The sequence below is a fragment of the Acinetobacter sp. CY79 genome (genome assembly GCF_059515845.1).
Genome location: NZ_JCAKMY010000045.1, coordinates 1 through 17,246, shown reverse-complemented (window position 1 = coordinate 17,246; position 17,246 = coordinate 1). Strand labels below are relative to the sequence as shown.

The window sequence follows — 17,246 nt, the reverse complement described above, 5'->3', positions numbered from 1 at the left end:
GGCTTTGTTGCACAAAGGTTTGAAAGGCAGAGCTACCCTAATTGAGTTAAATTTAAGAGACAACTTGGGTATGAGGGCGACCTAATTCTGTGAATTTATTCAAGACCGCTATGCGTGCATGAATCTCATTCACCTGACTAGGGAAACTTCTTGATGTTAATTTATCGCCTAATAATTTGATGCAATGCATCTTGGTTTCCACCAAACTTCGACAATGATAACCAGACCACTTTTTCCAAAGCGATCTTCCTAGCCGTTTGACTGTTTTCAATAACTCATTGCGTTCTATAGACCTCGCTTGTTGATCTTTCCAAGGTTTTGCATTCTTTCTCGGTGGAATGACCGCATATGCATCTCGATCTAAAATGAGTTGTCGGCAGTGCTTTGTGTCATAAGCACCATCTGTATAAACAGAATCAATTTGTTCATCCAAGGGAATTTGAGCAAGTAAATCTTCAAATACTTGAGAATCACTGACATCATTTGTGGTGAGTTGTACTGCACGTATTTGCAGGGTTTTAGCATCTATAGCAATGTGAAGCTTACGCCATTGGCGACGATATTCAGACCCATGTTTCTTGCATTTCCATTCACCTTCACCAAGAAACTTCAAGCCAGTAGAATCTACAAGTAGATGCAGCCCATTACTACTTTTTTGATAGCTAATCGCAATATCAATATGCTTCTGTCTACGACAAAGGGTGGAATAATCCGGAGCTGTCCAATCTAATCCACAAAGCTTAATCAGGCTTTGAACAAAACCTGTAACCATGCGTAAAGAGAGTCGAAATAGAGATTTGATCATTAAGCAGCATTGAATCGCTGTATCGGAATAGGTTTGATTTCGACCTTGCTTGCCTTGTGATTGTGCATACCACTGAGTCTTTGGATCAAACCAAATGGAAATATTGCCTCGATTAATTAAGGCTCGATTATAGGATGACCAATTGGTTGTATGGTAGATTTTAGCTGCAGGTTTATTCATTTTGAAATTATATTGCTGAATAAGCCTTACATGCTAGGTTTGTGCAACAAAGCCGAAGTGAACTCGATTCAGTCATATATTTAACTGATACCCGAATGCCTCGGTTAATGAGAGATCTTACCTACACTAAAATCAAGCATGATATGTTATTGGTGAACAAAAGTGAAAGAGGTTCTCGAAAAAGCAAATTCATTAAAATTTATTTCGAAGATGATGAAGCAAAATATTTCTTTGAAAAAATTTTAGAGTATAAAAATTTAACAAATGGTGTAATGGCTTTCGGTGCTGATATTGAAGCCATTTCTCTAAAAATAGGCAGTGAAATATTAGTCAAGTTAGCACCTGCCGACACTTATTTTAAAATGGCTGTACTGATTGCTGACAATGATGTTGCTAGTAAGTCAAGTAATAGAAAAATTATAGATGAACATAGAAACTTCTGTGTTCTACCTGCTAGTAAATTCATAAAAGATAACAGTCCATCTAAGGATAGAAATCCAGAATCCTTAATATATGGCTTTATTAAAAATAGATTCGATAATCCGAGAGATTTTAAAGAGTTTTGGGATGATTCTGATAGTTACTCTACTGACTATGTTTTAGATCATATTTTAACCTTATCAGATTCTGAAAGACTTGATAGGGTAAAAATGAAAAGGTGGTTTAATTCATGCATAAATTACTTTGATGAACAAAAAATTATCCAAAAGTGGTGTGATGAAAATATAGAACAGGTTGATACTTTTATAGCAGATTTAACTCAAGCAATAGATGAAGCATCTAGAAACATTGATATGGCCAAGGTTACTTGAAACTGTTAAAATGATTAAAACACTGTTGGAAAGCCAATGAGTATTGATATCTACAATACACCCTTAAGATATCCTGGTGGAAAAGGCAAATTTTCACCTGTTGTTAAGGCCATTTTTGAAGAGAATGATCTAGTCGGTGGGCATTACCTTGAGCCGTATGCAGGGGGGGCTGGAGTTGCGCTTGAATTGCTTTACAGTGGTTTTGCTTCAGATATTCATATTAACGATATAGATAAGGCTGTATATAGCTTTTGGGCATCAATTACTTCGAATACTGAGGAATTTCTTAAGCTTTTAACCGACACCCCAGTAAATATGGAAGTTTGGTACAAGCAAAAGCAGATATTAAATGATCAAGATTGTAATGACATTCTATTGAAAGGTTTTGCTACTTTCTTCCTTAATCGTACTAACAGATCTGGTATCCTAAAAGGTGGTGTAATTGGAGGGAAAAAGCAAGAAGGTACATACACGATAGACGCAAGATACAATAAGATAAATCTAAGGAAAAGAATTGAAAAAGTAGGATTAAATGCGTCGAAAATACATGTTTACAATGAAGATGCACTGGATTTGATTAATAGAGTTGACTCTATTCTTCCTAGACAATCACTCATGTACCTAGATCCTCCTTATTATGTTAAGGGACAGGGCCTTTATAGAAATTTTTACAATCATGAAGATCATTTGGATATAAAGAATGCTTTAGATAAGGTAAAGACTAGATGGATAGTTTCTTATGACAATTGCACAGAAATAAAAGAAATTTACAAAGATTATTTTATGACAGATTATAGTTTGAACTATAGTGTTTATCATAAGATCAAGGCTAAAGAAGTTATGTTTTATTGTGATGAGTTGCTCAAACCAATTCAATATGATCTGTTTTCGGCTGTATAAAAATAGAAGGACTTATCTCTTAATGTGTTAATGCTTGAGTTTAGATGTAAGATATTCAGTCAACTAATTGTTTTAGGTATTTTTATATATCATTGAAAAAGCGGAGTTTCTAATTTTGAAAATGAGTACCTTGGTGAGTACTTTTTTAGTTTTAATAAGTTTAGTTAAAACAATTGGATATATGTATACATTGATCCCGACCCTCGGAATAAAAGCCATTCTAATAGTTTTTAATTTGTATCACTATATGTATCATATAAAAATTAAATTTACTAAATTTCATTAAAAACAACATCTTATGTTTTTATTTGGTAGTGCTTATAACTACTAAATATCGATCAAAATTTGTTTATTAAAAAACCCTCAATATGAGGGTTTAATTTTTTCGGATTAGCCAGAAATATATTGTTGTAGTTGATCTATTAATTTTCTTTGATCTTCCATTGTTGCTTTTACCAAATCACCTATTGAAACAATACCCACTAAACTGTCATTTTCAACAACGGGTAAATGACGGATATGCTTATCGGTCATTAACGCTAAGCACTCATCCACTGTATGAGTACGAGTTACAGAAAGCACCTGAGAAGTCATAATTTCAGCAACAGTGGTATGGTCTGAGGTGCGTTGCATTAATGCAATTTTACGCGTGTAGTCGCGTTCAGACAAAATACCGACCACCTTGTCAGCATTCGTCACGATCACTGCGCCAATCGCTTTATTCGCCATAAGTGAAATAGCTTCGAACACGGTTGCAGTTGGAGAAATCGTTGAAGTTTCAATATTCGCTTTATCTTGAAGAACTTGGGCTACTGTTGTCATGATTCCCTCACTTGTCTTTATACTTTCTATATTTTTAAATTAACTGATTGTCGCTGAAATGCAATCACTAGATAGATTTGATAAATTTAATCATAACATTCTATATTGTATGTATATGATTCGCCTTTGCTCAAATACATCCTTGAATATACATGCAAATTAACATGAATTAAATTGGATTTATCTGAACGGAATGGTCAAAAAAGAATAAGCGCATATGTTCAGTGGTCAGTTTAAAACGTTTAGACTTTTGACTAAATAGGGTGGGAGATACTTTAAATCGAGTTAAGGTGGGTAAGAGTGAATCTTCAAAATCAGCAGGCGTAATTTTTTTAGGAATATAGTGAGGCCAATGCTTTTTTGCATACTGATAGGCATGTAGGGAACTGAGCCAGAATGGGAAAATGTATTCTTTTTGATCTTGTTTGATCGCCCAACCTTGGAGTTTGGGATTGTATAGTCCCCATAACACGCCACAGTACATCATGGTTTTTAGTATTGAAATCTTTAAAATATAATCTTTAGCTACTGGATTAAGCTTTATATATTTCTTCATTTTATTGGGTCAGATCAATTAACTTCATCTTTATTATTTTAATGCTTATTTCTTAAAGTTTAGTTGCATTCATATTTCTAATCGTAAGTAATTATGATTGGGAAAGACCCAAATGGTTTTATCTATTATTTTGAGTAACAGGTATAAAAAAACGCCACCTAGGTGACGTTTTATCATGCTTGCATGGTAGCCATTTGTTGCCAGTACTGTGCTTTTAAAGAATCACGTTCTACACGAAATCCTTGGATATAGAGTTCCGCAAGAAACATTGCTGCTTTACCATGACCTGCACGAGCTGCATGCTCAAGTTCATCAATCGCATTTGAAAAATTCATTTCAAATTGAATCGTATTTACAGCATTCGCATATAGATGCTCTAGATCTTGCTGAGAGAATTGTTTAATCATATTAAACTCCTATTTTCTAATTATGATTGTCTTACTACTTTGCTTTGAACGCTGATATACATTTATAACGTTCATTTTTTACAACTTTATCGACTTATTTCTTTGCTTACAGTTTTCAATTTACGCCAAAACACTTTGATTTTACCAACAATAATGACGACTTTCTTTGCTACTCTTTACATCTATCTAAACATCTAAACAACGTTCACTTCAACTATACATTAACGCTTTTGACCTCTTGGTCTAAAATCAATATATATAAATATTGTTAAACTAATATTACAATTCAGTTCACTTGTCAACTAATTGAAAATAATATTTGTATACATATTTAGTTGTATGTACGAATTTTAATCTTGAATATTAAGGTTTATGATGAAGGAACAGGTAAAAGGAGTATATAAAATGACAAATACAATAGATGGATTTAATTTGGATGTTCCGCCAGTACAATCCCAAGTGGTTGCTCTGGCTCAATTTCACCGTAAACAATTAGATGATGCTATTTTTCATCAAGAAATTCACTTGGGAAAATATTGTCTTTCTCAACGTAAACGGATTTTTGATTTTACTCGACAGCTTGCACCTGAGCAGAAAGCAGAATTCTATCAATATTATGATGGAGAGTTGAAAAGAATTGCTGATGATGATGAGCTACATCCACCGCATTCAGAAGGTGGATTGGGTGTATTCACAATTTTCTTGGCTTTAGGCATTATAGCGTTAATTTTGTACTTGGCAGTGATTCGTTCTATGGTGAATTAACAGGTAAATCAGACTTAAAGAATGAGATAAGAAACTTATCTCATTTTTAATTTTCATATTACGCCTCTCTCAGATTTGACACTTTTAAGAAATTTAATTTGCGTATTTGACATCATCGCATTCAAATGATTAACGTTACATTTTGCTCAATATTTAGGAATATTGAATAGCCAATTCTATGAGTCATTAGAAATAGTATTCCATATTTTAAGTAACTCCAGATTCATTTACGCTTAAAGCTTTTTTTTTCCTGCGAGCATGATTAAACTACTTTGAATTAGAGGTAGTACATGCTCCATATCAAAGATTATTTTCAAGGTTTAAAGTCTAAAGTTCAGGCTGAATATGTATTCAATGCTGTGATATTCAGTATTATTGTCGTTGTGATCAGTATTTCTTTTGTTGCTGCGCGTCATCCTGTGAGTTCTGAGCAATACTTTGAAATACAAAAACTTGCTCTGCAACAGTCATTTCCTCAAACTCAAAATATGGCACATTTGATGCTGATGCAGGACAGGATTTGCGTCGTTGATTTTTATCGTTTAATGCATGCGCAACATTATGAGTCCTCTCGTATCCAAACCTATCCTGCTGAAACTCAAGATAATCTAAACTAGATAGCAGAGTTAGATAGTTATTCTAGAATGACTGGAATGGTAGCTAAACAATTCTTTAAATGAAGACTGCTTTTTTATAATATGGGGTAGTCATTAATTTTATTCGTTAATACGTTTCTTCAAATTTTGTTGAAGAACCAAGTTTAAATCATCTTGATTTAGCGTATTTGCAACAACCACTATCGTTAAGTTGTCGGGATGCAGATGTTTTTTAACTGCGGACTGAAGTTGTTTTAAGGTTAAGCTATTTATTTTCTTCTGATAAATATTCAGATAATCGGTAGGTAAACCATAAAAAGCAATCGCCGCAATTTGGGCATTAATATTGGCATTGCTGCTAAATGACATCGGGTAAGCATACAACATGCCTTCTTTGGTTTCATTAAGCTGCTGTTGAGTGATGGGTTGAGTAACAAAATTGACAAGACTTTGATGTGCAACTTGGATACTTTCCATTAGTTTATCTTGTTGAGTTGAGTAGCTTAAACTAAAAACACCTGCAACTTGTGTCGTGGTGAGCATACTCGATGCGCTGTAAGTAAGACCGCGTTTGACGCGCAACTCTTTAGATAGAATTGAATTAAAACTGCTTCCACCAAATATCCGATTGGCGACTTCAAGTGCGACTCGATCTGGATGATTCCTAGAAATTCCTAAATGTCCCATGGTGATATAGGCTTGGCTAGATAGATGTGGGATAAACGAAATATTGAAATCCTTTTGCTCGATGGGTTCGGCAACAGGTTGTGCGACTGTACCTTGAGGAAGAGCTTGAGAGATTATATTTGAGATTTCAGTGGCTTGTGATGCGCTAAGATCGCCCGTGATTGCGATATTAGAATTTTGAGCGACAAGGAGTTGATTGCGGAACTGCTGTAAAATTTCAGGAGTAATCTTACGAATACTTGCTTGCGTTCCGACGCTCGGTTCAGCGTAGGGATGCTCACCATAGAGCGCTCGATAAAAACGAATATTCATTAATCGGCTTGGATTTTCTTGAACTTGTTTTTGACCTTGTTTGGTATTGCTAAGAATTAAGTTGAGTCCAGAATGATTAAAATTTGATTTTTGAATGACATGTAGAAGTAAATTAAGCGCTTTATTCAGCTTCTCAGGTTCAGATAACACTCTTAATCTCACAATAAACATATCGCGATGAGCGCTGACATTGACCTTTGCTCCTAAACTCTCAAAAGTATTATTGATTTGTTTAGCCGTATATTGATCTGTGCCTTCAAGTAATAATTTGGCTGCCATATTGGCTGTACCATATAGACCTTGACCTATAGCTTGATCTTGTGCCGAACCTGCATTAAACGTGAGTTGAATGTCAACGATAGGCAAATCATGCGTTTCGACAAATAGTGTTCTGACTTTAAGGGTATTATTGAGTTCTTGTACAAATGGTGTTTGAGCTTGTTGCACGCTTTTTAAGTTCTTTAAACTCTGTAGATTTTTAATCGATGTGATCGGGCTAAAATCAGGCGGTAATGATTCCTCACTGATCTGTTCAATATCCGCATGACTCACTTGATTAGATACAGAGAATAGCAAAGCACATAGACTCAGTTTTAAGTTAAAAATAAGATGTTGAAGACTCATTCAACATCCTCACTAAACGTGTGCTTTTGATGATCCATCGTATTCATCCTTATATTTTCATTGGTGGTTGAGCTTTTACTTGTACTGAAAATTTCAAAGATACACTTCCATAAAGTGCATTGATACCAGGTATTCTAAGCATCTATTTATGGGGTAGATTCAGGCATAAGATGCAAAACGCTTAAATTTTCACGAACAAAATAAATATTGGCAATCCGTTTTAAATCTTCTGGAGTTACAGTTTGGTAGTGTTTTGGAAGTTGATCCAGTAAACGGAAATCAATGCCATTCACAGCCAATTGACCTATCATTTTTGCTTGACCTACGATGTCATCTTGACTGTAAACCAGATTAGACACGAAGTTGGATTTGATACCTTCAAGTTCATCCACATTGACCAGTTCATTTTTAAACAGATCCATTTCTGCCTGAACGTTTTTTTGTGCTGTCTCTAAACTGACTCCTTCAGCAGGGATTGAAGAAATAAGAAATAAGCTATCTCCACGATTGTAAGGATCATAGCTCACATTGATTGAAGTTAGAATTTTACGATCACGGACTAAACGGTCTTGCAGTCTGGATGAAATTCCACCATCGAGTAAGGATTGGATAATTGTAAGCGCATAGGCATCTTGAGGATTTTTAGCGGTATTTAAAGATTTAACATTCCATGCCATATATAAGTTTGGAATCTGTACGGGCATATTCATTTCTAGCTGCCGATAGCCTAGACGATCAAATTCAAGGACATCATTTCGTTGTGGTAAAACTCTTTTAGGAATAGCGCCAAAGTATTTTTCAACCTGTTTTAAAGTCGTCTCAGGATTGACATCACCGATAATTACTAAGGTTGCATTATTGGGTGTGTACCAACGTTGATACCAATCTTTGAGATCTTGGAGTTGGATATTATTTAAATTTTTCATCAAACCAATCACAGGCTGACGGTAATGACTGGTGGGATAAGCAATCCATTTAAATCTCTCAAAAGCTAGATTACGTGGATTATCGTCCGTTCTTTGACGTCTTTCTTCCATCACCACTTTAATTTCAGGTTCAAAGTCTTGTTGTCGCAAGTGCAAATTCTGCATACGATCTGCTTCAAGCTCTAATGCCAGTGGAAAATATTGCTTTGGATAGAGCTGATAATAATTGGTGTAATTGGTCGAGGTGAAGGCATTTATACTGCCACCGAAATTTCGACTCAACCTAGTGAATTCATCATCGGGAACTTTTTTTGTGCCTTTAAACATCATGTGTTCAAGCACATGTGAAATCCCAAGCACATTGCCAGATTCGTCAGCACTACCAACCCCATACCAAATTTGACTGAGTACGATGGGTGCACGATGATCCTCTCGAATGATGACACGTAATCCATTGGGTAGTGTGGCTTCAACAGTACTTCGAGAAACGTTTGATTGGTCTTGTGCTGTAGCGTTGGTTGAGATGAAGAACACACTAGAGAGTATGCAGACTTGGAATATAAAAGTTAAACAGCGAGCAGGGTATTCTGAACAAAAAAAAGTTTTTTGAGGTGTTAAAATACCCACATATTCTCCGAAACGTCTTAATTTTAGACTATTTTTAAGAAAGCGAAGCACGAATGCAAGTTAGTCTTGTTGCATTTTGGTTTGCTCGTTTAAAAGTGTCATTACAGCAAGAAATATATGTAATTTATGCTAAACTTATTTCTTTTAATCGCTATGCTTTTCAAGGAATCGGCATGCAAGAACAGCAAAATAAATTCTTGATTGATGCGGATATCGGTGATGATGACGTCACTTTACCGAGTTTGCCCGCCGTTAATGTGCCTATTATTGAAAATAATAAAGTAGCTCCTGCTACACAGACTTCTGCACAGAACACTTCAATTATACAGTCGAATGAGACTGAAAACATTCAAGAAGAAGAGCCTAAAAAAGGCAGTTTCTTCAGTCGAATGAAAGAAGGTTTAAGTAAATCTCGTAAAAACTTAGCTGATGGAATGGTGAATATTCTCATTGGTGGTAAAGAGATTGACGATGAGCTGTTGGAAGAAGTTGAAGAACAGCTTTTGGTTGCAGATATTGGTGTAGAAGCAACGAGAACGATTATTACCAATTTAACTGAACGTACTGCACGTGGTGATTTGATCTATTCACATTCACTCTATAAAGCGTTACAGGAAGAATTGGTTGCTTTGCTTGCACCGCGTGTTAAGCCATTACATATTGACCCTGCAAAAAGTCCATACGTGATTTTAGTGGTGGGGGTGAATGGTGTAGGTAAAACGACAACGATTGGTAAACTTGCGAAACGCTTACAAGGTGAAGGGAAGAAAGTCATGCTTGCAGCGGGGGATACTTTCCGTGCAGCGGCGACTGAACAACTTCAAATTTGGGGTGAGCGAAATAACATCGCTGTTGTGGCTCAAGGTCATGGCGCGGACAGTGCTTCAGTGATTTTTGATGCATTTGAAAGTGCACGCGCCAAAGGAGTTGATGTACTGATTGCCGATACCGCAGGTCGCTTGCATAACAAAGGTCATTTGATGCAGGAACTGACCAAAGTTAAACGTGTAATGCAAAAGATTGATGCAACTGCACCGCATGAAGTGATGTTGGTCGTTGATGCAGGTACAGGTCAAAACGCGATTAACCAAGTTGAAATGTTTGATGAAGCAGTGGGTCTGACAGGCTTAACCATCACTAAATTAGATGGTACAGCTAAAGGCGGTGTACTATTCAATATTGCAAGTCGTACACATGTGCCAATTCGATTTATTGGTGTCGGTGAAAAGATCGATGACCTACGTCCATTCTCTGCAAAATCGTTTGTCGCAGCATTATTTGAGACCGATAAATAACCTTTACTTCGACAATTTTTCCAAAATATAAATTGTGCTGTGAAATAAGTTTTGAGTCAAAAGTCATAAAAACCTTACTAAATGTAAGGTTTTTTTATTTTCATTGCTTTAATCGTTTTAATAACAATCAAATCAAAGTCTTAAAACCTGATAAATAAAGGGATTCAGATTAAAATGAGATCAATTATGAGTGTCTTATTTTTATGTTTTGGGGAAGTGAAATGGCAATATTGACACGTATAGGTAAAGTGCTCACGACAGATATCATGGGGGAATCACGTCACAAAAAAAATGAGAGTGCGATGCATGATAAAGACTTAATTCACTTCATGAAACAACGCCGTACTTTTAATCGTTTAGGCAAAAAAGTGATTTTTAGCCGGACTTACTTAAATAACCTTATTAAAGAAGCCGTCCGTTGCTGTCCTTCTGCTTTAAACTCTCAAAGTGCTCGCGTGGTTATTTTAACGGATGATGCCCATTTCAAATTTTGGCATATGGTGAAAGATGTTCAAAAACAGATTTTACCTGTACACATTGCTGAAAGTGCCATTCTCAAAATTGAAAGCTGTACAGATGCATTTGGCACAGTATTGTTTTTTGAAGATCAAGATGTGATCAGTACATTGCAAAAGAAAAAACCACTTCAAGCACATGATTTTGTGTTGTGGTCAGAGCAAACATCGGGTATGGCACAATTCGCAGTATGGACGGCACTCTCAAGTGTGGGACTGGGCGCATCCTTACATCACTATAATCCAGCCATTAATGATCAAACGTCTAAGATGTTGAACTTACCAGAGTCTTGGGAATTTAAAGCTCAGTTAATATTTGGATCGACTCATGAAAGCCCTAAAGAGAAAGAACAAGAAGAAGATGACACTATGTTTAAGGTTTTTCATACGCTCTAAAAAGGTTTTGTAAGAAGGAGATCTTTTAGTATTGAATTCATGACTCTTATTTGAAAAGTCTATTTAAATGATTAGATTATTTAAATGATTAGATTAATAGTCATTAAGAACCGAAGCATAAGCTTCGGTTTTTGATTAATGTTCTAAATTTAGAACACATTGTTATAAAGAATGGGCTGACGTTGTATTTAAATCTCAATATGATGTGTTTATCAAATTGACCAATTATCAAAAAATAAGGAAACACCCCCATGTCATTTTTAGATGAAATCAAAAAACGTCGTACCATTTATGCGATTGGTAAAAATGTAACTTTAGATAATTCCAAAATTGAATCAGTGATTCGTGAGGCTGTAAAACAAAGTCCATCTTCATTTAACTCACAAACTTCTCGTGTTGTGACACTATTTGGTCAATCACATGACAAATTTTGGGATATCGTATTAGAAACTTTACGTAAAATGGTCCCAGCAGATGCTTTTGAAGGAACAAGCAGTAAAATTGCTAGTTTCAAAGCAGGTTATGCAACAGTTCTGTTCTATGAAGATCAAGATGTAGTTAAAGGACTTCAGGAACAATTTGCGTTATATGCAGACAATTTCCCAGTTTGGTCAGAGCATTCAACAGCAATTGCACAGTTTGCGGTATGGACTGCATTGTCAGAACAAAATATTGGTGCATCCTTACAGCATTACAATCCGATTGTAGATGAAGAAGTTGCTTCAACATTTGATATTCCTGCGAACTGGAAACTTCGTGCTCAACTTGTTCTAGGTTCAATTGAAGCTCAAGCTGGTGAGAAAACCTATATGGATGATGCTGTTCGTTTTAAAACATTCAATTAATCATAGTGTTTTAATTCGTTGTAAGAAAAAGGATGCAAATGCATCCTTTTTTATGGGTTTTAGTTTGAATTATTGTTAAAACTCGTACGGCTTGAAACTTTTAAATGGTCATGAAAGTGTCATCTATTCGTAGCATAGTGCTAACAAATTGAATTGTTTAAAAGAACAGATATGAACTCAGCAAAAAATCGAGTAACAAGCTTCGTGAGCGTCGGTGGTTTAGCTTTAGCTGCTTTATTTAGCCAAAGCTTATATGCAGCAAGTACAATTACTGTACCAGACGAAATCATGGTTGTTGGGATTAATGATCAAGCCGTTAAATCGAGTTTATTGAAAAAAACAAAACAATATAAAGTGAATCCAGGTGCATTAAGTTTGAGCGTTCGCTACCAAGCGTATTTTGAAGATAACTTGAACCGTCATGATATTGTGAAATCAGATATTCTCCGTTTAGACATTCCACAAATTCAAGACAATCAACATTATGTACTCAAATTGATCAATGCGCCAAAAGATCATGATGATGCGAAAAAATATGCTGAACAACCCAAGATTGCATTATTCGATCAGAATAATCAGCAAGTAGTTCAAGAGTCGAGCATGTCAAACCAACCGAAGAATTCTATACTGGGTGGTTTATTTAATGATTCTGTAGATGCAACCCAAGTTCAGTCTACGCCTAAGAATTATTCATCTACACAAACTCGTCAAAATCAAAACGCTAAGCCTTCAACAAGCGACCAAACATCTTCGATCCCACAAACTGATACGTTATCTGTAGATCAAAACATGATCCAATTGTGGCAGAAAGCATCTAAGGCTGAGAGACAGAAATTCATGGCATGGTTAGCCGAGCAGTAAAATCAGGACTTAGCAATTTAAAATAAAGCCTAGAACATAGAACATAGAACTTAAAATAGGGCACTCAAAAGTATTCTTGGATGTTTGATTCAGCTATATTGAAGTTTATACATATCAGAATCAAAAATAAGATGTTAAAGCCTAAGTTAAGATTGGCAGGACAGCACGATATTGCTGAATTAGTCCACATGATTAATTCAGCGTATCGGAATCCGCATCAAAATAGCTGGACGAATGAATCAGAAATTGTAGATGGTGATCGAATTGATCATGGGCAGTTACAATCGCTGATTCATCAGCAGAATCAAACGCCATGCCGTTCCTTACTTTTGGTCGCGGAAATTCCCTATCAAATGAAAGATGAAATTATTGGTTGTATTGCGATTGAATCACATCAACAAGATGTGGAAATAGGGACGTTTTGTATTGCGCCACAATGGCAAAATTTAGGTTTTGGAGCACAGGTTTTAAATGCGGCTGAAACTTATGCCATGAAGATAAAACCGGATTTAAGACAAATGGTGATGTGGGTCCTGGATGCTCGTTCAGAGTTAATCGATTTTTATATCCGTCATGGCTATGAGAAGACAGGGATCGTTGAAGAGTATCCTATTGATTTAAATGTAGGTATGCCGTTGACAGAGTTGAAGCTTTTGCAATTAAGGAAAATAGCCTAAGCAAATCACTTCTATTTTCTAAAATTAAATTATTTTCATCATTCTTTTTGAAATACGGATATCTTCAAACTCATACATCAAATATAAAAAAGCCCTCTTTAAAGAGGGCTTTAATTCAGTCAATAGATGAAGATCAAGGCTATTTAACAAACCAAGTGTAATAACCAAGAATCATCAACGGCCATGCTACGAATGGACTAAATAACCATTTCCATAACCAAAACCGGGGAATAAAACCCACGCCATGAATGAATCCACCTGATATACCAATCATAATGTACATCATTGCACGATGACTGTAGTTTCCTTCAGCATCGAGCATCATGGCTGGGTGAAGGAGTAAGACAGCAGTAAGCGGCAATGCCAATAGGAATGAAATTGTCATCGCAATTTTATTCGGCTTTTTAAAGTCTTCTGACACAGCTACTTCTGACATATCTTATTCCTCATCTAAATCTTGATGTTGTTCCATATAGATGGCAGCGATCACACCAGCAAAACATGCCATAAGAACACCGAGAATCCAAGCGAAATACCACATAAAATTTCTCCTAATGGCTTAATACAAGCTATGTGTATTTTCTTGTACGTGTTTATTGGTGATAACACCCCACATTTTGTAGTAGCACCAAGTGGTGTAACACAAAATTAAGGGAACGAAAATACACGCTGCAACGGTCATTACAGTTAAAGTATTTTTACTTGAAACGGCATCCCACATGGTCAAGCTTACTGTTGGATTTAAGCTCGATGGCATTAAGAATGGGAACAAGGCAAAACCTGCGGTTAAGATCGCACCAGTGACCGCTAATGATGAACCCGTAAAAGTAATACCAGCTTTCGATTTAGATGCACCAAGCACGATGATCAAACCACCAAGTGTTGCCATGATTGGCGCAATCATGGTGATTGGATAATCAGAATAATTATTCATCCAACCTGGGTTAGCATTGGTCAAAACTTCTTTCGCAAGTGGGTTTGCTACACCATTGGTATCAAATGGTTGCACTAATGTATAACCTTGAATGTTACCAAAGTATAACCATGCACCCGCGCCTAAGAAGCAGATCAAGAATACAATGCCCATAATTTTGGTGGCTTGTGCAGAACGTGCACGTAAGTCACCATCCGTACGAAGCATTAGCCAAGCACCACCATGAGCGCAAAGCATGGATAAGCTCACTAATCCACATACTAAAGCAAATGGATTAAGTAAGGCAAAGAAGCTACCTGTGTAGGTTGAGCGTACTGTCTCATCTAATGTAAACGGTACACCTAAGAACATGTTGCCGAATGCCACACCAAATACCAACGCAGGTACTGCACCACCGATCGCTAGACCCCAATCCCAAGACGTACGCCATTGAGTATTTTCAAGTTTAGATCGGTAGTCGAAACCAACAGGTCGTAAGAACAAGGCGAACAGTACCAGTAACAGCGCCCAGTACATACCAGAGAATGCTGTTGCATATACCATTGGCCATGCAGCAAATAATGCACCACCTGCGGTAATAAACCACACTTGGTTGCCATCCCAATGCGGAGCAATCGTATTGATTGCTGCGCGACGTTCGTCGTCTGTTTTTCCAACGAATGGCATGATTGCCATTGAGCCCATGTCAAAGCCATCGGTAAGGGCAAAACCAATCAGCAATACACCGACCAGAACCCACCAAATGATTTTTAATAATTCATATTCGATCATGCTTGAGACTCCTCATTCGCTTTTTTAGCAGCTTCAAGTTTTTCAAAATGGTATTTACCAGTGTGAAGTGAACTTGGGCCTAGGCGAGAGAATTTGATCATTAGGTACATTTCAATGATAAGTAGTACCGTGTAGAAAGATGCGAGTGCGATGATAGAACCCCATACATCTGCAGAGCTAATGCTAGAAGCAGATAAATATGTGGGTAAAACTTCACCAATGGTCCAAGGTTGACGACCCACTTCTGCAACATACCAACCAGTTTGTGCAGCAATCCAAGGTAATGGCAATGCAACAACTGCAAACTTAAGTAACCAAGGTTTACTTTCTGCATTGCGCTTGAATACAGCAAAAGTCGCAAGTGCAAATAACACTAACATTAAGAAGCCAGAACCAACCATTGCACGGAATGCCCAGAATAAGCTTGGCACGTGTGGAATCGTATCGGCAGCAGCAGACTTGATTTGCTCATCTGTCGCATCGACAACATTTGGTGTGTATTTTTTCAACAGTAAACCATAACCTAAATCTTTTTGAGATGCTTCAAATGCAGCCAAAAGTTCAGGTGATTTGTCACCAGCACGTAATTGTTCTAACTGTGCATAAGAAACCATACCATTACGGATACGTTGTTCGTGATTAGCAATCAGGTCTTTGATACCTGTTACTTGCTCAGTTGTTGAACGTGTTGCAATCAGACCCATGACATACGGGATTTTAACGGCATAATCAGTTGTTTGTGTTTCTTCATTTGGAATACCAAATAAAGTAAAGGCTGCTGGAGCAGGATGTGTATCCCATTCAGCTTCGATTGCAGCAAGTTTAGTTTTTTGTACATCACCGAGTTCATAACCAGACTCATCACCCAGTAAAATTACAGATAGTGTTGATGCCAAACCAAAGATTGCAGCAATGGCAAATGAACGACGCGCAAAAGGTAAATCTTGTTTTTTAAGTAAGTAGTAACTCGAGATTGCTAAAACAAAGATTGCACCAGTGACATACCCTGCGGAAACAGTGTGTACAAATTTAACCTGTGCCACTGGGTTGAAAATCAATGCACCGAAATCAACCAATTCCATACGCATGGTTTCATAGTTGAATGCAGCACCGACAGGGTTTTGCATCCAGCCATTGGCAACTAAAATCCATAAAGCGGACATATTGGAGCCAATCGCGACTAACCAAGTCACAGCCAAATGCTGAAACTTAGAGAGGCGATCCCAGCCAAAGAAGAATAGACCAATGAAAGTCGATTCTAGGAAAAATGCCATCAATCCTTCGATTGCTAGTGGTGCTCCAAAAATATCACCAACATAGTGTGAGTAGTACGCCCAGTTCGTCCCGAACTGAAATTCCATGGTTAAACCCGTGGTCACACCTAAAGCGAAGTTAATACCGAACAATTTACCCCAAAATTTGGTCATGTCACGGTAGATTTCCTTGCCTGTCACCACGTAAGTGGTTTCCATAATGGCAAGAAGAAAAGCAAGCCCTAGAGTTAGTGGTACAAATATAAAGTGATACATCGCGGTCATTGCAAATTGGAACCGCGAAAGATCGACCACGCTTTCAGAAATCATCAACGTGTCTCCTTGATTGGGGAAGGACTGCCAGCAATACGCTCAGCAATTTGATTATCAAAATCTTTGGGAATGGTAGGGGCATCAAACCAAATATTTTTAATCGTCATTAAAATAATCACCTTAATAATTAAAATTAGTGCGATTTCTCTAACGAGATTTTTGTTTGAATTTTTGGTATTTAAGCTCATAAATAAAACCATGTTTTATTGCTACCTTTGTATTATTAAACAAAAGTAAACATAAAATAAATAGCTTAAAAATTATAAATGACATTAAATTTAAAATTATAATTAAAACAAATACTTAAACTAAAAATAAAACAAAAAATATTCTATTAAATTGTTTAA

The 17,246-nt window shown here is 36.6% G+C and carries 20 protein-coding genes; 9 read left to right on the top strand and 11 right to left on the bottom strand.

Annotation, left to right across the window (positions count from 1 at the left end):
- Nucleotides 1-52: 52 nt before the first annotated feature.
- Nucleotides 53-985, bottom strand: coding sequence for an IS5 family transposase (locus tag AC5YCE_RS14515; protein WP_496171020.1), 933 nt, complete (start codon nucleotides 983-985; stop codon nucleotides 53-55).
- Nucleotides 986-1,092: 107 nt separating this feature from the next.
- Between AC5YCE_RS14515 and AC5YCE_RS14510 the strand changes: the two genes are divergently transcribed.
- Both AC5YCE_RS14510 and AC5YCE_RS14505 read left to right on the top strand, forming a co-directional pair.
- Nucleotides 1,093-1,797: a hypothetical protein gene (locus tag AC5YCE_RS14510; protein WP_496172507.1), complete on the top strand. Its 705-nt coding sequence runs from the start codon at nucleotides 1,093-1,095 to the stop codon at nucleotides 1,795-1,797.
- Nucleotides 1,798-1,833: 36 nt separating this feature from the next.
- Nucleotides 1,834-2,697 carry a DNA adenine methylase gene (locus AC5YCE_RS14505; RefSeq protein ID WP_496172506.1) on the top strand — a complete coding sequence of 288 codons (864 nt, stop codon included), beginning with the start codon at nucleotides 1,834-1,836 and terminating at the stop codon, nucleotides 2,695-2,697.
- A 390-nt stretch (nucleotides 2,698-3,087) separates the two neighbouring features.
- Here the strand turns inward: AC5YCE_RS14505 and AC5YCE_RS14500 are convergent, their stop codons facing one another.
- The 3 genes from AC5YCE_RS14500 to AC5YCE_RS14490 form a co-directional block, all read right to left on the bottom strand.
- Entirely contained in the window at nucleotides 3,088-3,519 is a 432-nt protein-coding gene (locus tag AC5YCE_RS14500; protein ID WP_496172505.1) for a CBS domain-containing protein, read from the bottom strand.
- Between the two features lie 169 nt (nucleotides 3,520-3,688).
- Nucleotides 3,689-4,075, bottom strand: a complete 387-nt coding sequence (locus AC5YCE_RS14495; protein ID WP_496172504.1) for a DUF2750 domain-containing protein — start codon at nucleotides 4,073-4,075, stop codon at nucleotides 3,689-3,691.
- Between the two features lie 173 nt (nucleotides 4,076-4,248).
- The gene (locus AC5YCE_RS14490; protein ID WP_496151946.1) at nucleotides 4,249-4,482 is read right to left on the bottom strand and encodes a hypothetical protein; all 234 of its coding nucleotides are present in this window, start codon (nucleotides 4,480-4,482) and stop codon (nucleotides 4,249-4,251) included.
- Between the two features lie 405 nt (nucleotides 4,483-4,887).
- Between AC5YCE_RS14490 and AC5YCE_RS14485 the strand changes: the two genes are divergently transcribed.
- Nucleotides 4,888-5,247, top strand: coding sequence for a hypothetical protein (locus AC5YCE_RS14485; RefSeq protein WP_496172503.1), 360 nt, complete (start codon nucleotides 4,888-4,890; stop codon nucleotides 5,245-5,247).
- Nucleotides 5,248-5,537: 290 nt separating this feature from the next.
- Nucleotides 5,538-5,864: a hypothetical protein gene (locus AC5YCE_RS14480; RefSeq protein ID WP_496172502.1), complete on the top strand. Its 327-nt coding sequence runs from the start codon at nucleotides 5,538-5,540 to the stop codon at nucleotides 5,862-5,864.
- Nucleotides 5,865-5,963: 99 nt separating this feature from the next.
- Here the strand turns inward: AC5YCE_RS14480 and AC5YCE_RS14475 are convergent, their stop codons facing one another.
- Both AC5YCE_RS14475 and AC5YCE_RS14470 read right to left on the bottom strand, forming a co-directional pair.
- A complete protein-coding gene (locus AC5YCE_RS14475) occupies nucleotides 5,964-7,466 on the bottom strand; it encodes a M16 family metallopeptidase (RefSeq protein WP_496172501.1) in 1,503 nt (500 codons plus the stop codon).
- Nucleotides 7,467-7,612: 146 nt separating this feature from the next.
- Nucleotides 7,613-8,926, bottom strand: a complete 1,314-nt coding sequence (locus AC5YCE_RS14470; protein ID WP_496172509.1) for a M16 family metallopeptidase — start codon at nucleotides 8,924-8,926, stop codon at nucleotides 7,613-7,615.
- 266 nt (nucleotides 8,927-9,192) lie between these two features.
- Between AC5YCE_RS14470 and ftsY the strand changes: the two genes are divergently transcribed.
- The 5 genes from ftsY to AC5YCE_RS14445 all read left to right on the top strand — a co-directional run bounded on the left by ftsY (nucleotide 9,193) and on the right by AC5YCE_RS14445 (nucleotide 13,608).
- Complete coding sequence (ftsY, locus tag AC5YCE_RS14465) at nucleotides 9,193-10,314, top strand: signal recognition particle-docking protein FtsY (RefSeq protein ID WP_496172508.1); 1,122 nt, start codon at nucleotides 9,193-9,195, stop codon at nucleotides 10,312-10,314.
- Nucleotides 10,315-10,535: 221 nt separating this feature from the next.
- A complete protein-coding gene (locus AC5YCE_RS14460; protein ID WP_496126728.1) occupies nucleotides 10,536-11,225 on the top strand; it encodes a nitroreductase family protein in 690 nt (229 codons plus the stop codon).
- 251 nt (nucleotides 11,226-11,476) lie between these two features.
- Nucleotides 11,477-12,070: a nitroreductase family protein gene (locus AC5YCE_RS14455; RefSeq protein WP_496172500.1), complete on the top strand. Its 594-nt coding sequence runs from the start codon at nucleotides 11,477-11,479 to the stop codon at nucleotides 12,068-12,070.
- A gap of 171 nt (nucleotides 12,071-12,241) precedes the next feature.
- Complete coding sequence (locus AC5YCE_RS14450; RefSeq protein ID WP_496172499.1) at nucleotides 12,242-12,931, top strand: DUF2057 family protein; 690 nt, start codon at nucleotides 12,242-12,244, stop codon at nucleotides 12,929-12,931.
- Nucleotides 12,932-13,062: 131 nt separating this feature from the next.
- Nucleotides 13,063-13,608: a GNAT family N-acetyltransferase gene (locus AC5YCE_RS14445; protein ID WP_496172498.1), complete on the top strand. Its 546-nt coding sequence runs from the start codon at nucleotides 13,063-13,065 to the stop codon at nucleotides 13,606-13,608.
- Between the two features lie 139 nt (nucleotides 13,609-13,747).
- On the opposite strand, the gene AC5YCE_RS14440 is transcribed toward AC5YCE_RS14445, so the two are convergent.
- Genes AC5YCE_RS14440 through cydP form a run of 5 tightly spaced genes read right to left on the bottom strand, consistent with a single transcriptional unit; the run spans nucleotide 13,748 to nucleotide 17,087 of the window.
- Complete coding sequence (locus AC5YCE_RS14440; protein ID WP_496172497.1) at nucleotides 13,748-14,044, bottom strand: cyd operon YbgE family protein; 297 nt, start codon at nucleotides 14,042-14,044, stop codon at nucleotides 13,748-13,750.
- A 3-nt stretch (nucleotides 14,045-14,047) separates the two neighbouring features.
- Nucleotides 14,048-14,149, bottom strand: a complete 102-nt coding sequence (gene cydX, locus AC5YCE_RS14435; RefSeq protein WP_496126733.1) for a cytochrome bd-I oxidase subunit CydX — start codon at nucleotides 14,147-14,149, stop codon at nucleotides 14,048-14,050.
- An 18-nt stretch (nucleotides 14,150-14,167) separates the two neighbouring features.
- Complete coding sequence (cydB, locus tag AC5YCE_RS14430) at nucleotides 14,168-15,313, bottom strand: cytochrome d ubiquinol oxidase subunit II (RefSeq protein ID WP_496172496.1); 1,146 nt, start codon at nucleotides 15,311-15,313, stop codon at nucleotides 14,168-14,170.
- Nucleotides 15,310-16,896 (bottom strand): cytochrome ubiquinol oxidase subunit I, encoded by a 1,587-nt coding sequence (locus AC5YCE_RS14425; RefSeq protein ID WP_496172495.1) that lies wholly within the window; start codon nucleotides 16,894-16,896, stop codon nucleotides 15,310-15,312. The genes cydB and AC5YCE_RS14425 overlap by 4 nt, the downstream gene beginning before the upstream one ends.
- Complete coding sequence (cydP, locus tag AC5YCE_RS14420; protein WP_496126736.1) at nucleotides 16,896-17,087, bottom strand: cytochrome oxidase putative small subunit CydP; 192 nt, start codon at nucleotides 17,085-17,087, stop codon at nucleotides 16,896-16,898. Before cydP ends, AC5YCE_RS14425 begins: the two co-directional genes overlap by 1 nt.
- Between the last annotated feature and the right edge of the window lie 159 nt (nucleotides 17,088-17,246).

Excerpts from the sequence above, each read along its gene's own strand:
- AC5YCE_RS14515 (WP_496171020.1), bottom strand. The coding sequence starts at position 985 with ATGAATAAACCTGCAGCTAAAATCTACCATACAACCAATTGGTCATCC.
- AC5YCE_RS14510 (WP_496172507.1), top strand. The coding sequence starts at position 1,093 with ATGAGAGATCTTACCTACACTAAAATCAAGCATGATATGTTATTGGTG.
- AC5YCE_RS14505 (WP_496172506.1), top strand. The coding sequence starts at position 1,834 with ATGAGTATTGATATCTACAATACACCCTTAAGATATCCTGGTGGAAAA.
- AC5YCE_RS14500 (WP_496172505.1), bottom strand. The coding sequence starts at position 3,519 with ATGACAACAGTAGCCCAAGTTCTTCAAGATAAAGCGAATATTGAAACT.
- AC5YCE_RS14495 (WP_496172504.1), bottom strand. The coding sequence starts at position 4,075 with ATGAAGAAATATATAAAGCTTAATCCAGTAGCTAAAGATTATATTTTA.
- AC5YCE_RS14490 (WP_496151946.1), bottom strand. The coding sequence starts at position 4,482 with ATGATTAAACAATTCTCTCAGCAAGATCTAGAGCATCTATATGCGAAT.
- AC5YCE_RS14485 (WP_496172503.1), top strand. The coding sequence starts at position 4,888 with ATGACAAATACAATAGATGGATTTAATTTGGATGTTCCGCCAGTACAA.
- AC5YCE_RS14480 (WP_496172502.1), top strand. The coding sequence starts at position 5,538 with ATGCTCCATATCAAAGATTATTTTCAAGGTTTAAAGTCTAAAGTTCAG.
- AC5YCE_RS14475 (WP_496172501.1), bottom strand. The coding sequence starts at position 7,466 with ATGAGTCTTCAACATCTTATTTTTAACTTAAAACTGAGTCTATGTGCT.
- ftsY (WP_496172508.1), top strand. The coding sequence starts at position 9,193 with ATGCAAGAACAGCAAAATAAATTCTTGATTGATGCGGATATCGGTGAT.
- AC5YCE_RS14460 (WP_496126728.1), top strand. The coding sequence starts at position 10,536 with ATGGCAATATTGACACGTATAGGTAAAGTGCTCACGACAGATATCATG.
- AC5YCE_RS14455 (WP_496172500.1), top strand. The coding sequence starts at position 11,477 with ATGTCATTTTTAGATGAAATCAAAAAACGTCGTACCATTTATGCGATT.
- AC5YCE_RS14450 (WP_496172499.1), top strand. The coding sequence starts at position 12,242 with ATGAACTCAGCAAAAAATCGAGTAACAAGCTTCGTGAGCGTCGGTGGT.
- AC5YCE_RS14445 (WP_496172498.1), top strand. The coding sequence starts at position 13,063 with ATGTTAAAGCCTAAGTTAAGATTGGCAGGACAGCACGATATTGCTGAA.
- AC5YCE_RS14440 (WP_496172497.1), bottom strand. The coding sequence starts at position 14,044 with ATGTCAGAAGTAGCTGTGTCAGAAGACTTTAAAAAGCCGAATAAAATT.
- cydX (WP_496126733.1), bottom strand. The coding sequence starts at position 14,149 with ATGTGGTATTTCGCTTGGATTCTCGGTGTTCTTATGGCATGTTTTGCT.
- cydB (WP_496172496.1), bottom strand. The coding sequence starts at position 15,313 with ATGATCGAATATGAATTATTAAAAATCATTTGGTGGGTTCTGGTCGGT.
- AC5YCE_RS14425 (WP_496172495.1), bottom strand. The coding sequence starts at position 16,896 with ATGATTTCTGAAAGCGTGGTCGATCTTTCGCGGTTCCAATTTGCAATG.
- cydP (WP_496126736.1), bottom strand. The coding sequence starts at position 17,087 with ATGAGCTTAAATACCAAAAATTCAAACAAAAATCTCGTTAGAGAAATC.